This window comes from Acinetobacter sp. YH12138, from assembly GCF_015218525.1.
Lineage (GTDB): Bacteria > Pseudomonadota > Gammaproteobacteria > Pseudomonadales > Moraxellaceae > Acinetobacter > Acinetobacter amyesii.
The window spans coordinates 1,921,864-1,936,990 of sequence record NZ_CP048670.1; the positions used below are offsets into that span (position 1 = coordinate 1,921,864).

14 protein-coding genes and 1 tRNA gene are annotated in these 15,127 nt (G+C 40.0%); 6 read left to right on the top strand and 9 right to left on the bottom strand.

The annotated features are described in order from the left end of the window. The 7 genes from G0029_RS09310 to G0029_RS09340 form a co-directional block, all read right to left on the bottom strand. Entirely contained in the window at positions 1-2,127 is a 2,127-nt protein-coding gene (locus G0029_RS09310) for a type I secretion system permease/ATPase (protein WP_078193563.1), read from the bottom strand. Further along, on the bottom strand, positions 2,124-3,647 hold the full coding sequence (locus G0029_RS09315; RefSeq protein WP_180106718.1) for a TolC family protein: 1,524 nt from the start codon (positions 3,645-3,647) through the stop codon (positions 2,124-2,126). Before G0029_RS09315 ends, G0029_RS09310 begins: the two co-directional genes overlap by 4 nt. Positions 3,648-3,813: 166 nt before the next feature. Then, a complete protein-coding gene (lptB, locus tag G0029_RS09320; protein WP_078188759.1) occupies positions 3,814-4,557 on the bottom strand; it encodes an LPS export ABC transporter ATP-binding protein in 744 nt (247 codons plus the stop codon). Next, entirely contained in the window at positions 4,557-5,123 is a 567-nt protein-coding gene (gene lptA / locus G0029_RS09325) for a lipopolysaccharide transport periplasmic protein LptA (protein WP_111883783.1), read from the bottom strand. Before lptA ends, lptB begins: the two co-directional genes overlap by 1 nt. Next, positions 5,113-5,655: an LPS export ABC transporter periplasmic protein LptC gene (gene lptC, locus G0029_RS09330; protein ID WP_180027055.1), complete on the bottom strand. Its 543-nt coding sequence runs from the start codon at positions 5,653-5,655 to the stop codon at positions 5,113-5,115. Before lptC ends, lptA begins: the two co-directional genes overlap by 11 nt. Positions 5,656-5,690: 35 nt before the next feature. Next, positions 5,691-6,230, bottom strand: a complete 540-nt coding sequence (locus G0029_RS09335) for a KdsC family phosphatase (RefSeq protein WP_078188762.1) — start codon at positions 6,228-6,230, stop codon at positions 5,691-5,693. Between the two features lie 4 nt (positions 6,231-6,234). After that, on the bottom strand, positions 6,235-7,212 hold the full coding sequence (locus tag G0029_RS09340) for a KpsF/GutQ family sugar-phosphate isomerase (RefSeq protein ID WP_180106720.1): 978 nt from the start codon (positions 7,210-7,212) through the stop codon (positions 6,235-6,237). Positions 7,213-7,568: 356 nt separating this feature from the next. Between G0029_RS09340 and cysS the strand changes: the two genes are divergently transcribed. From cysS to G0029_RS09355, 3 genes are all read left to right on the top strand, one after another. Next, positions 7,569-8,990 (top strand): cysteine--tRNA ligase, encoded by a 1,422-nt coding sequence (gene cysS, locus G0029_RS09345; protein ID WP_180106551.1) that lies wholly within the window; start codon positions 7,569-7,571, stop codon positions 8,988-8,990. 62 nt (positions 8,991-9,052) lie between these two features. After that, positions 9,053-9,128, top strand: a tRNA-Gly gene (locus G0029_RS09350). A 319-nt stretch (positions 9,129-9,447) separates the two neighbouring features. Next, positions 9,448-11,424 carry a TonB-dependent receptor plug domain-containing protein gene (locus tag G0029_RS09355; protein WP_227591804.1) on the top strand — a complete coding sequence of 659 codons (1,977 nt, stop codon included), beginning with the start codon at positions 9,448-9,450 and terminating at the stop codon, positions 11,422-11,424. 87 nt (positions 11,425-11,511) lie between these two features. On the opposite strand, the gene G0029_RS09360 is transcribed toward G0029_RS09355, so the two are convergent. Beyond that, a complete protein-coding gene (locus tag G0029_RS09360; RefSeq protein WP_078193570.1) occupies positions 11,512-11,787 on the bottom strand; it encodes a hypothetical protein in 276 nt (91 codons plus the stop codon). A gap of 417 nt (positions 11,788-12,204) precedes the next feature. Here G0029_RS09360 and G0029_RS09365 point away from each other — a divergent pair, with 417 nt between their 5' ends. Then, positions 12,205-12,912, top strand: a complete 708-nt coding sequence (locus G0029_RS09365) for a glutamine amidotransferase (RefSeq protein WP_078193571.1) — start codon at positions 12,205-12,207, stop codon at positions 12,910-12,912. A 66-nt stretch (positions 12,913-12,978) separates the two neighbouring features. After that, positions 12,979-13,608: a LysE family transporter gene (locus G0029_RS09370; protein ID WP_078193572.1), complete on the top strand. Its 630-nt coding sequence runs from the start codon at positions 12,979-12,981 to the stop codon at positions 13,606-13,608. 81 nt (positions 13,609-13,689) lie between these two features. On the opposite strand, the gene G0029_RS09375 is transcribed toward G0029_RS09370, so the two are convergent. Beyond that, positions 13,690-14,286 (bottom strand): YceI family protein, encoded by a 597-nt coding sequence (locus tag G0029_RS09375; protein WP_078188771.1) that lies wholly within the window; start codon positions 14,284-14,286, stop codon positions 13,690-13,692. 286 nt (positions 14,287-14,572) lie between these two features. Between G0029_RS09375 and G0029_RS18275 the strand changes: the two genes are divergently transcribed. Then, entirely contained in the window at positions 14,573-15,088 is a 516-nt protein-coding gene (locus G0029_RS18275) for a nuclear transport factor 2 family protein (protein ID WP_227591805.1), read from the top strand. The last annotated feature ends 39 nt before the right edge of the window (positions 15,089-15,127 follow it).

Consider the following 15,127-nt stretch of genomic DNA (forward strand, 5'->3'; position numbering starts at 1 on the left):
TTAAGCCCCAGCTACTTTTTTCTGAGCATTCTGATTCAGAATTTGATCACGTGGCCCATCCATGACAATTTTACCTTCATTCACCACAATAATGCGGTCAACCAACTCAAGTACCGCACGACGGTGTGTTGCCACGACCATAGTTCGGTTTTGTAAATAACCTTTTAAATGATCGATCAGCTGCTTCTCTGAAACGTCATCAATCGCTGCTGTAGGTTCATCAAGCAATAAAATATTGGGTTGACGAATCAATAAGCGTGCAAGCAACAAAGCTTGGCGTTGACCGCCAGAGAAGCCTACACCACCTTCTAAAATGATATGGTCTAGCCCTTCTTTTTTCTCTTGAACAAAGTGAATTGCACCCGTAATTTTCAGTACTTCAATCAATTGTTCATCCGTAGCCAGCGGAGCACCCAAGGTCAAGTTTTCACGAATCGTACCGTAGAATAACTGTGCATTTTGGTTCAATAGCCCCATATCACGGCGTACATCTGCGGGGTCAATTAAAGACAGCTCAATCCCATCTAATTTAACTTTGCCTTGTACTGGCGTTTGCATACCCGATAACAATTGGAGTAGCGTCGACTTACCAGCACCGTTACGGCCCAAAATTGCGATCTTTTCTCCTGCCTTAATTTCCAGTTTTGGAATTAAAAGACTTGGACGTGGGTCATCTTCACCATACTTAAATGACACACCATTGAGTTCATAATGACCATTAATTGATGGTCGATGAATAAGATGAGAATAATCCGGTTGATCGACAGGTTTCTTCATGAGTTCATCAAGACCTGCTTTCGCCACTTTAGCCTGTTGTAAACGACCTAATACCCCAGCCAGTGCAGAAATTGGTGCCAACATTCGTGAGGACAAAATCGAACAAGCCACCAAAGCACCTGTGGTCATTTCACCTTTCATCACAGCAAAACAGCCGACGAGTACAACGATTGCAAACGTTAGACCCTGAATTTTTTGTGTCCATGCCGACATTAAGCCCACGATTTTACGTTGACGCATGCTGACATCAGCAGACACTTCATTCATGTGGTTCCATTGGTTTTGGAAGCGTGATTCAGCACGAAGTAATTTGATATCTTCCATGCCTTGCACAGATTCAACCAATAATGCATTACGAATCGAAGACTCGCGCATACCCATTTGTGCAAGTTTAGCCAATGGTTTTTGCGCCAAAATCCCTGGAATAATCATCAAAGGAACCACCAACAGCATGACCCAAAATAGATTGCCGCCAATTAACCAGAAGATGAACAAAAACAAGAAGAAAAACGGTAAATCGGCAATTGCGGTAACAGTCGTCGAAGTGACCATTTCGCGTACCCCTTCTAATTCACGAATTTGTGAAATAAAAGTACCTGTTGATTTTGAACGTTCGCTATTTTTAATCCTTAATGCGTGACCAAATACACGATCGGAAATTTTCAAATCGGCACGTTTACCAATAATATCCGATAAATAAATTCGTGAAACACGTAATGCAAACTCAAATATCGCTGCAATTAACACCCCACCCGCAAGTACCCATAAAGTCGGTACTGATTGAGATGGAATGACGCGGTCGTACACGTTCATCGAGAACAAAATGGTGGCTAGGGCCAAAATATTCGCCATTAATGAAGCGAACATAATGTCTATATAACGTTTCCAGTCTTTTAAAACGATCGACCAGAACCAATTTTTTTCAAACGGCTTGATGTATTCATCAACACGTGCATCGGGTACAGATGACTCTGGACGCAGAATATAAATATTGCGAACGCCATGGCTCAATCGTTCAATAGAGAAGACTTGAGATAGGCCTTCATCTCCGCTCAATTGGACACTGGCATTACCGTCTACGTCGATGCGTTCTACCACACCCACTTCACCACTAATAAACTCAACCAATACCGGTAAGCGCCATGGATTGAGCAGATTTATGTCATATTTATTTTTTCGAACACTTAATCCAATTTGGCGTGCCATGACTGCAACCAGTTCATCGGCATTTTTGTGTTGATCCCAATCCAACTGCAACCGTATACGTTCTTCAGAGGGTTCAATTCGATAATGCTTTGCAATATTCAGAACCGCTTGTAGCCACGGTTGATAATTTATTGTATTACTCATGGCTGAACTTCAAACCCCTGAATAGATATATTATTAAGTTCATAGATATTTCGTGAACGCCCTGTCACTTGGATGTACTGTGCAAGTGCTGAGTAGATATCATATTGCGATGTCACAATTTCTTGTGCGGCACTATGTATGGCTTGCTCTGCATTCAGTAGATCGACAACCGTTCGAGTTCCTAATTTATATTGTTCTTGATACAGCTCTTTGGTTCTTACCGTTGTTTCACGGCGCTGCACCAATATCGACATTTGACGCTTTTTATTTTCGATTTGTTCACGAATCATTCGGACTTGATCAATCACATCCAAATACACTGTATTTACTTGTGCTTTTGCTGCTTCTTCTGCATAGCTTGCGGCACGTGTTTGCGCTGCAATTGCACCACCTTGGTAAAAATTACTGGTGGCTTCCAACATGATTGAACTATATAAACCATCATCTTCATCATTATTTGGATTACGGCCATTCACCGCCTGACTCAGACTGCCTTTGACATTGAGGGTTGGATAAGCACTTAATTTTGACTGTTGCTTTTGCAATTTGGCAATTTCAACCCCAGCCTGTGCTTTCATCATGCTCGGAATCATCTTGAAATCCGGATCTTCATATAGAGCTGCAGCCGTTAAGATGCGATCTGGGATCACCCAATTGATCTGACTTACATCAAAACCTAACAAGGTACGAAGTCGCTGTTGGTACTGTCGAAGTTGAGTTTCTTGCACAATTAAATTTGATTCAGCAGCTTCTAAATTTGACTTGGCTTGAATAGGGTCTGCTTGACTACTGATCCCTGCGGTTGCACGTAGATTAGCAATCTCAGCAATCCGACTCACGCCGGCAATTTGCTGCTGCGCAATTTTAGCCACTTCTTGATATCGTTTAATGTTGATAATTGCATTTGCAACATCAAAAGAAACTTCATCTAAATTTACAAGTACATTAGCCTGCTCTTGTAACATTTTTGCTTCTTCGATACCGACAGCACTTTTGGTTTTACCAAAGTCATATAACATCTGCGTCGCATTTAAAGATACCAACTGACGTCCACGCTCGCCTTTTGTCAGATCTGCGGTACTTAATCCACCTGAAATTTGGGGATAATATGCAGCATTCGCAAGGTCAATATTGGCGTTTTGCGATGCGACTGTAGCAATACTTTGTGTGATTTCTGGACGTCTTTGGACGGCGATATGTATCGCATCAATAAAACTTAGATTCTTCGCAACTGTGTTTGGATTATAGCTGCCTTGTTGCGTTCGACCATAAGCAACGGCTGGCATTTCTTGGACACGTGAGGTATCTAAATTATATTTACTGAGTTCTGTGATGTTAATTTTTTCGGCAGAAGGTTTCGGCTTATTAGGTAAAAAAATCTTATCTAATGTCTTTTGAATGGTACTTTGTGTAGTGCCGGTATCTGCTGCATACACTGAACCAATGGAAAAGGGTAATAATAATATACAAAAGAAATTGCACTTATTTTTACGCGGACGCCCAACTTCTGGACCATTCATCTTTCGTAATCGCATGATTTTTGCAGGTCGTATTTTTAGTTTAAAGTATACTGAATTCTTGCTAATTTTTTAGATTAATCGCTCAGTTTTTGTCATTTCAGACAATAACATAAACCCGCTGAATGAAACTAGCGCCATTCAACGGGAAATTTCTTATTTTATTCAATTAAACAGTAAAATCATCACCAAGATAAACTTTACGTACCGTTTCATCTGCAAGGACTTCTTCTGGAGTACCTTCTGCAATCACTGAACCTTCGCTCACGATATAAGCATGCTCACAAATCGCAAGGGTTTCACGCACATTATGGTCGGTAATTAATACACCAATACCACGATCTTTCAATGTTCGGATAATGTCTTTAATATCACCCACTGAAATAGGATCGACCCCTGCAAAAGGTTCATCGAGCAACATAAATTTAGGGTCTGCAGCTAAAGCACGTGCGATTTCCGCACGACGACGCTCACCACCCGACACACTCATACCAAGAGAATCTTTAATATGAGTGATTTTAAAGTCAGCAAGCAATTCCGTTAAACGTTGCTGACGTTGTTGCTTATTTAGATCTTTACGGGTTTCTAAAATCGACATGATATTTTCTGAAATGGTTAATTTTCTAAAAATAGATGCTTCTTGAGGTAGATAACCAATACCTTTACGAGCGCGCTCATGCATTGCCAAGTCAGACAAATCAAGATCATCTAAATGAATCTCACCTTTATCCATACGCACCAGGCCAACAACCATATAGAAACTTGTGGTTTTACCTGCACCATTTGGACCAAGTAAACCCACAATTTGACCACTTTGCATGCTAAAGGATACATCCTTTACCACCCAACGCTTACTGTAGTTTTTGGCTAAATGTTTAATACATAAAGTTTGAACTTGCGAGGTTTGCTCCATTAATCACGTGCTCCTGGGAAGGACTTAGTGCTTGATGGTGGGATCACGATTTGTACACGACCTGAAGAAGATCCAGATTTATTTGGTGTACCTTCAGCAACGATATCGCCTTTATTCATACTGTATTTCAGGCTATTACCCCGAATACTTGCACCATCTTGTTGCAACAAAGCACCACCCGTCATGGTGATAATACCTGTTTCAGCATTGTAGACGATTTTCTGAGCTTGGCCTTTTGCATAGCCTTTGGCAGGGTCAGTTTTTTGTTGGAAATGTGCTGGCCCCCCCGTTGCTGTAATCGTACTGATCTCTTTTTTGCTGTTTAAGTTCGCAACGATTGAGTTTGCCTGAAGCTTCATCGAACCCTGTTCAATGATGACATTACCGGTATACGTCGTAATCCCGGTTTTTTCATTAAACGTTGCACGATCGGCAACCAATGAAATCGGTTGATTACGATCTGAAGGCAAAGCAAAAGCTGCAACTGAACATAACGCCAGTGAACCGAGTAGCGCTGTACGTTTTAGGAAAGTTTTTGCAGTTTTTCGATTAAAATTATGGTTCATACTTTCCTCGAATATTAAAAAATTCGTATTGACCGTCGTTTAAATTTGCTTTTAAACCTTGGCTGACAAATTCAGCTTGTGGTGAAATCACCGTTACAGTCTTGTCCGTTTCTATTTCACGCTTTTTTGGAAAAGCAGTTAGTTCCTCAGTACGAAACTCCATTTGCCCTTCACGCATCAATTTCGTTGCAACCACATTGTCACTCAGTACGACTTTTTGGTTATCATCCATACCATTGGCTTGTTTGGCAAAGAACGTGGCATCGACAGCACCATCTTGATAGGTCGATGCTTTCAGATTGACCAAATGAGAAGTTTGCTTTTGCAAATCCTGCTCAAGTCGATCGACTTGCGCACGAATATGCAATTTTCCCTGCTCATCAGTCTGCGTCAGGTTAATGTTTTCAGCTGAGTAAGTCATACTTTTCGAAGAGTCCGCCTGAAGCTTATTACCCTTTCCACCGAAATAGTAAAAACCACCGCTTACAGCAGCAATGACCACAGCTGTCACGTATAAAACTTTAGTATCCATAAGCGGAGATTCAATCCAATGACTGCATCAATTTATTAATAAGGTGCACTTGCATATTTTTCAAGTAGTTCCTGGTATACACCTTTAGACACTAAAAGCATATCGCAAATTTCACGAACAGCACCACGTCCACCCATCGCCTGAGTGACAAGATCTGCACGGCGACGTACTTCTAAATGTCCATTTGGTACGGTCACTTTCATCCCCGCAATAGCGAAGGCTGAAAGATCGGGCCAGTCATCGCCCATATATAGGCAATCTGAAGGATCAATACCGAACTGTGCGCAGGCTTCAGTCAAAGCAACACCTTTGTCTTCACGACCTTGAAAAACCAAATCGACACCTAAGTCAGACATGCGTTTTTCAACAATATTACTTTTACGGCCAGTAATAATGATGACTTTGATACCCGCTTTTTGCACCAACTTCATGCCTAAGCCATCTCGAATATCAAAGGATTTGATTTCATCGCCGCTATTGGTCAACGTTACAAATCCATCACTTAAAATTCCATCTACATCCAGTACTAGTGCTTCTATGTGACGCGCTTGTTCTAGCAATACATACGATGCCATTTTCTTAATTTACCCCAGCCTGAATTAGGTCATGCATGCTGATAATCCCAATCACTTTATTGACATCATCAACAACTACAAATTGTGTAATTTTCTTTTCGTTCATACGTTCTAAAGCATGTACCGCGCGTTCTTCTTGTGAAATGGTCAAAGGATTTTTAATCATCACTTCTGAGACTTTCATATTCACATCAAAGCCTTGCTGTTTATCAATCAAACGACGTAAGTCACCGTCGGTAAAGATACCCAATAAGGTATCGTTTTCATCGACAATCGTGGTGAGACCCAAACGCTTATTTGAAATTTCGTACAGAACTTTATTCATTGGTGTCTCTGGCGACACTTTTGGTAAGTCTTCACCTGTATGCATAAGATGTTTTACATGCAATAACAAACGTTTACCCAACGCTCCAGCAGGATGAGAACGTGCGAAATCATCTGAAGTAAAGCCACGTGCATCCAATAATGCAACTGCAAGGGCATCACCTAAGGCTAATGTTGCAGTGGTACTGGAGGTCGGCGCTAAACCCAAAGAACATGCTTCTTGAATATTACCCAAGGTCAATGCGACATCGGCATTTTGTGGCATTGGGCCTTTATTGTCACCACTCATGGTAATAAGAGGAATGCCCAAATGTTTGATCAATGGCATGAGCATCATAATTTCATCACTCTTACCTGAGTTTGAAATTGCAATGAGCACATCACCTTTAACCAACATGCCCAAATCACCATGTCCAGCTTCACCCGGATGCATGAAGAAAGATGGCGTACCTGTCGAGGCAAATGTAGCGGCCATTTTACGACCGATATGACCCGATTTGCCCATACCAGTAATCACTAAACGCCCTTTGCACTGTAAAATGATTTCGCAGGCTTGGCTAAAACGATCATCTATTTGCGTCGCTAATACTTGTAAAGCATGCTCTTCAATACGCAAAGTTTCTAATGCGACTTTCTGAAAATCGACTTGATTCGGCATATTTGGTGGATTCAAAGTTGTTATACCTTAAGCCGTGAGAGGTGCGCTCTCACTTTCAAAATAAAAAATTTTCACAATTTTATCATATCTATGCAAATAGCACGTTTCCAAATGTATAAGAATTCATGAATTATGCAGAAAAGATGCATTTCTTCTTTTTTATCTTAGGAACAGATAAATTGAATTAAACTCTCAAATGAAATTCAGCCCGAATCAAATGAGCCTTCAACTTCTTTTTCCAGCAGTACAATTACATCAAGCATTAAAAAATATCTGCTTTTTTGGGTTTTAACTTTATGAAAAAAAATGCTTAGGTTAAGATGAGCCATCTTTTGGTAGAAACAATTTGAAGACCTATGCAACCTTTTGTTCTATATAACTCAGAGCAACGTAAAAAAGTAGAATTCGTACCTCGCAAAGAAGGACATATCGACATGTATGTCTGTGGAATGACTGTGTATGACTACTGTCATATTGGTCATGCTCGAGTTATGGTTGCATTTGACTATATTATCCGTTTCCTGCGCAGTCAGGGCTGGAGCGTTAAATACATTCGAAACATTACCGATATTGACGATAAGATCATTGCCCGTGCCAATGAAAATGGCGAAAGCATTACTGCTTTAACCGACCGTTTTATTAAGGCCATGAACGAAGATGCTGCCAATTTAGGTTGTGCAGCACCTGATGAAGCACCACGTGCAACAGACTATATCGATCAAATGCAGAATATGATTGGTAGCTTGGTTAACAAAGGTACAGCCTACCCATCTGCAAATGGCGATGTTTATTTTGAAGTTGAAAAGTTTGCCAAATATGGTCGTCTTTCGGGTCGTAAACTTGACGATATGCAGGCTGGTGCTTCTGAACGCGTTGATGTAGAAGTAGAAAAGAAACATCCTTTTGACTTCGTGCTTTGGAAACATGCCAAAGAAAATGAACCTTCTTGGGCTTCACCTTGGGGCAATGGCCGTCCGGGCTGGCATATTGAATGTTCAGCGATGTCGACCTGCTGCTTAGGCAACCATTTTGATATTCATGGTGGCGGTTCAGACTTAACTTTCCCGCATCATGAAAATGAAATTGCGCAATCTGAGGCATCTACTGGCGAACAGTATGTTAATTACTGGATGCATGTCGGCTTTATTAATGTCGATGGCGAAAAAATGTCGAAGTCTTTAGGTAATTTCTTCACTATTCGTGATGTCATGGATAAATTCCACCCTGAAGTGATCCGCTTCTTTATTGTGTCATCACATTACCGTAGCCCAGTAAACTTCTCTGACACTGCTTTAAAAGAAGCGAAAAATACCCTTTCCCGTTTCTATCATTCATTTAAAGCTTATCAGCAAGTCTATGGTGAAAAAACCGTAGAAACTTTGGATGATGCTTTAGTTGAGCGCTTTAATGCCGCTATGCGTGATGATTTCAACACCGCAGAAGCAATTGCGGTATTGTTTGAAGTCAACAAAGAATTGAACCGTGCCGTGAAAGATGAAAATGCTGAACAAGCGGCTGTGTATTATTCGACATTGCGTCACTTGACCAATATTTTAGGTTTGGTGCAACACAATGTGGATGATTTCCTGAAATCTGATATCGGTCAGGAAGCATTAGGCTTATCAGAAGAACAGATTGAAGATTTAATTCAACAACGTAAAGATGCGAAAAAAGCCAAAGAATTTGCCAAAGCAGATGACATTCGTCAATCTTTACTGGATCAGGGCGTAGTTCTGGAAGATACACGTCAAGGTACTATTTGGCGTCGCGCTGATTAATTAAGCAAACAGAAGCATAGAGAGTTGACAGTTGCGTGAAATTCTCTATAATTCACCTCATTGCGGGAATAGCTCAGTTGGTAGAGCATAACCTTGCCAAGGTTGGGGTCGGGAGTTCGAGTCTCCTTTCCCGCTCCAGAATACGAAAAGCCCTCATCGAAAGATGAGGGTTTTTTTATGTCTAAATTTTTCTTCAACGGCTTATTTTTAGATGTATTTACTCATGTTATGCACATGAAAGCCATTTCGCATTTTTAAAATAATTTTAAATCTATTCGACAAAGTCTTACATTTAAGAATTAAATAAAGGGATTAGCTTTCGGTTGGAAGTACTCTTACGAAACATTGTCTCTCATTCAAACTGACCAGCTTAAGTTACGCATTACTTACGATCTCAACATCAATTTGGGCCGCAGATACTGTTCAAAATCCCCAAGAATCTGCAGCAGTTCAGCAAATGGAAGCTTTAACATTTGAAGTTCCAACAGCAAGCACTAAGCCCAAAGACCCAGATATCAGTGCTGTCGCAAAAACCATTATAAGCCGTGATGAAATGTTGAAATTTGGCGATCAGTCAATCAATGATGCGCTGCGCCGTGCTGCAGGGTTTCAACTACCCGGTGCTGGCGTTGGTCCACGTGGTGGTGCAGGTGCTGGCGGCATGCGCTTTCGTGGTGGTGGCGCACCCGTGTTTTTAATAAATGGTGAACCTGTACAAGGTGGTCCTCGTGGGGGTATGTCAGTTGTTGATAGCATTACACCGGAAATGATCGAACGCCTTGAAATCACCAAACAACCGAGCGTTGCTCAAGGCTCGGTTGCTTCTTCTGCAGTCATCAATATTATTTTAAAAGAACCATTGAATGGCACGCGCTTGAGTGGATCTGTACGTGCTGGTTATGGCCTAACCAAATCAAATACACGTGAAGAAGAACGCACTAATTTAAACTTTCAAATGGATGGTCGTTCAGACCCTTGGATCTATAGTTTATCTGGGAGCCAAATGTGGAATGACTCAGATACGCTCATCCGTACACAAGATGCAACAGGAACGAAAACCCAGAAACGCATCACCAATCGTACGTCGCAAATGTTAACCCCACGTGTTGAATATCAACTTGATGATCAACAAAAACTGGTCGCTGAAATGTTTTATCGCAACAATGAAAGCGAAGGCACAAGTGGCACTCAAATCCAAAAAGATAAAAATGACAGTATTCGACTCAACACACGATATGAGCGTAAAGACCAAGGCAATTCCGACAAAATTCGCTTATCAATCGAACAGCAAAATGAAACGGAATTGACCGAATTCAGAGATTCTCAATCGTATATTGATGAACAAATTAATGAATATGGCTTAGGCTACGACGGTGTCCGCAAGTTCGACTCAAAACGCCAAATAAAATTTGGTACTGATCTACGTAGCAATGAACTTAAAAGCAATATTGCAGAGACCTTAGATGAACAATTGTATGCTGCTTATGTTGAAGGAAGTTGGAAATATACGCCGCGCCAAACCTTAACTCTAGGTGTACGCCAAGAGTGGATTGATCGTTCAGGTTTAGTGGATTATCAAGATCAGCATTTGAGTCCTGTATTAGCACACCGTTTTGACTTTAATGACCAATGGTCACTCCAAACCAACTTGAGTCAGGCTTTTAAAAATCCACGTAGCAATCAATTGATGCCGACGGTTTCAGTTTCTACAGATAGTGATGCTGGGACACTAAACAACCCTGATCGTGGTGGTAATCCTGACCTAAGACCTGAAACCATCAATGCTTACGAAACAACCTTAGGCTATAACACCCCTGCTGGCGGTGTAAATATCACTGCCTATTATCGAGAAATTAATGACTATATCGAAAAATCGATCCTGTCAGAAAATGCTACAGGCGGTCGTTGTGAAACAGGAAATACCGATTGCCGTTTTGTCGAACGTCCTTATAACCAAGACAGTGCAACCACCTATGGTGTGGAAATTTCTGGACGCTATGCACTGAAGCAAACGGAGAATGGCCATTCATTTATGTTGAATGCTCAACTTTCAACTGTACGTGCAAAAATTGAAGAAACTGACGGCTCTGATCGTTTGGCAAGCGATGTTGCACCTTATACCGCAAGTGCTGGTTTATCTTATAACTATCAACCGTGGCGTATTGCAACAAGTGTGAACCTCAATTATACCCCTGAATATACACGTGCGCTGAGTAACGAACCGTACAATCGCACCAGCAATGAACGCGTCAATATGGATGTGAGTTTTACTAAACGCTTTGATCAAAATTGGTCTGCATCGGTGAATGCACGTAATATTCTCAGCTCAGATTATAAAGAAGTGTTAAAAGAACAAAGTTCTGGCGCGCTATACCAATCTCGTATCAATGAAGCAATTCCAAGCTTTATGTTTACCTTAGAAAAGAAATTCTAAACCGTTTCTAAGAGACTTCTAAGAGATTTAAAATAAAAAACCGATACGGACAACGAATCGGTTTTTTTATGCGTACACGACCGCAAACTAGCGCTCAATTGCCTTCAACATTTTCGCAATTTTTAGGGTATGTTCCTTCTGCCCTTTTTTCTCTAAGACCTTTTGCTCAACCCACCATAAATATTCAAAAATTTCTGATTCACTTGAATCCTCTTGAATTAATTTAAAAATATTGGGCAAATAATCATCATATTCATCACGTAAAGCAGGAATACGGCGAATCCCTAAAGGGTCCCATTCCTTCAATAAAATTTTATGTATCGCATGCAAGAGACTGGCATCTCGATTATGTTTTGACTGCATACAAGTTCCCTGGCTTATATTTTTTACTTTTAAAATCAGTTATCTAATTATGTGATGATATTAAAAGAAAAATGAACTGTTGTTTGTCGAAGATTTCATCATACGCATCTCTAAACGCTTTTCCATTGGTTTTTCATCTTTTTTTTATACTAAACCAAAGCTTTATCAAAATTTCATGCACTTTTTCTCATAAATTTTACCAATAAAGCCTTTCGGGAATCCCCTAATTCACAATACAAAGGTTTTAAATGCTAAGTTCAACGATCGAACCTAATCATTCAAAGAAAAAAAAATATGCTTCAGCCAACTTCTATATTTATCTCTTTTCGCAATTGTGAAAAATTTACAGTTTTCCTTTTTAATCTCCGACAATTCAAGCTACATTCTATTTTGAAATTTTAATCCTGAAAAATCCCTATGAGTACTGCATTAAACGAAACCATTTACGTCATTCAACACCTTGCATTTGAAGATTTGGGTTCATTGGAAGATGTATTTTATCAACTGGGTTATCGGGTGAGATACTTCGAAGCTGGTATCGATGACCTCAGTAAAGCTATGCAACATACAGGGCTTACCATCATTTTGGGCGGCCCGATCGGAGTTTATGAAACTAATGACTACCCTTTCCTACAAAAAGAAATAGACTTACTTAAAGTACGTTTAGAGAGTAATTTACCGACTTTAGGCATTTGCTTAGGTGCTCAGCTAATTGCGCATGCATTGGGAGCGAAAGTTTATGCAGGTCATAGCAAAGAAATCGGTTGGAGCAACTTAGAACTTGATGATATTACTCACAATATATTAGCGCCATTAGATCAAGTGCCTGTACTGCATTGGCATGGTGATACCTTTGATTTACCTGTAAATGCACAGTTACTCGCCAGCTCAGCAATTTATCCAAATCAAGCGTTTAGCTATGGGCCCAATATTCTAGCTCTACAGTTTCATATTGAAGCAGAAACACAGGCCATGGAAAAATGGCTAATTGGGCATACATGTGAACTGCATAAAGCACAAATTAACATCCCAAATTTACGCATGGAAAGCCAACAACATGCACCTCATTTAGAACGTGTTGCTCCCCTTATTTTGCAACAATTCTTACAACAGCTTGAGCTTTAAAACAGCTATTAATTTAAAGCTAAATGGCTTATAACAGTTGCACTTCAAAACGTATAAGCCATTAGAATGACTCCCTTACTCAGCATTGCGCTCATCCACTTTTTTGCTCTCATCAGCCCAGGCCCAGACTTCTTTTTTGTCACTCAAAGTGCTATTCGACAATCCAGATCACATGCATTATTTGCCGCATTAGGTATATCACTCAGTATTTTAGTTTGGTCAATTTGTGCAATAAGTGGCTTACATTTTCTATTTCAAAAAATGGCTTGGTTACAACAATGCCTCATGATTTTGGGTGGTCTATATCTTTTATATTTAGGTTCTCAGTTATTAAAGTCCGCGTGGAGTAAAGACCTCGGCACAATAACAAAACCAACCGAGCAAGCCATACAGAAAAAATCGCCTTTGACGCTGTTATTCCAAGGTTTCTTGACCAATATGGCCAATCCTAAAGCATTGGTTTATTTCACTAGTGTATTTTCCATTGGGATCAGTGCAAAGGTCAGCATTTTTGATCAAAGCTCTTTATTGGCTTTAGTCTTTATTGAAAGTTTGATTTGGTTTGCATTGGTTGCGGTCTTATTCTCAACACCTAAAATGACCCATTACTATCAAAAATTTAGTAAAAAAATTGACGCCATTACCGGTGGAATTTTCATCAGTTTTGGCTGCCTATTGCTGCTCAATCGCGATTGACCACTCATCAAATACTCATCTACGAGACATAAAAAAGCACCCAAATGGGTGCTTTCCTAACTTAGCTGAGGAAGCTAAATCTTATTTCGCTGCTGCCTTTGCTGTAGACACAGCGGCTTCAGTCGTAATATTTACCGTAATTTTGTCGCCTACATTTGGTACATATGCACCGACACCAAATGCTGAACGATCAAAAGAAGTCGTTGCATTGAAACCAATCGTTTCAGCCTTAGTCATTGGATGAACGGCTTGCTTGTTCAATACAGCGTCCAATACCACTGGTTTAGTCACATTTTTAACTGTTAAATCACCCGTAATTTTGTATTTAGTTTTGCTGATCGCTTGAACTTTTGTACTTTTAAACGTGATATTTGGATATTTTTCAGCATCAAAGAAATCAGCTGTTTTTAAATGATCATCTAATGCTTTGACATTGGTATTTAAGCTCGATAATGGAATCGTCACATTCACAGACGAATTTGCAGGTTTTGCATTATCGACATTGATTGTCCCTTGAATGTCACTAAAGTTTGCAGAAGGCGTTGAGAAACCAAAATGATTCCAAGTAAATACTGTTGCTGTATGAGTAGGATCAATTTGATAGGCAACAGGTTTTGCCATAGAAATTGTTGTAACTGATGCTACCGCCAAACCGATTGTTAATGCTTTAAAGTTCATGTTTTTATCTCACTTTCGAATACCATTAAGTCTATAGATTTTTAGCCGTATTACAGCTTTAAAGATAAAACGTTTTGTTGCATGTTTAGAACGATAGTTTTGTAAAATCTGTAGCAGCATCCACAACTACTCTCAATTATTAAATTTCCCATATATTTCAAATAATTAATTTAGGCTATGAGCTATTTATCCTAAATTTAGGAAACATCAACCCATCTGAGTCGTAGGTTTTCAATACAAATCCACTTAAGATTTTTAGACATCATAAAAATCTGAGTACCGAAAAATGACAGAACAATCGCTGGCTATTGAAAAAGCCTTAAACACTAAAACACCCAAAGATGTGGTTTTGGCATTTCTTATGAATACTTCAAAAGAACTCATTGAAAATGCAACTCAGCTACTGGTAGCCGAAGACGCAGCATATGTTTCCCTTAACTTTAGCAACCCAGAACTGAAACAAATTGAGCCATGGGCTGGGTCTGGCACAGGTAGAGACATTTATATATATACCTTTGCCAATGTCGGCACTTACTGGAATATCGATGACTTTCAAATCACGGATATGATCGCTGAAGATGAAACCGTAGCTGTATTTGGTCAATTCACCTACACCTCAGTGTATGCTAAAAATACATTTACCTCGCCTTTTTCAATCAAAGCCAAAGTTCAAAATGGTTTAATCAGCTATTTCCAATTCATGGAAGATACCTATGCTTCAGCATCATCTTTCCGCGTAGGCGGAGAATGGATCATTCAGCAAGATGCAGACTCAGCTAAAAACTTTAAAGTTTCAGCTTAATACTTAGATGCAGCAGCTCTTCACGCAAGAGCTGCTGTT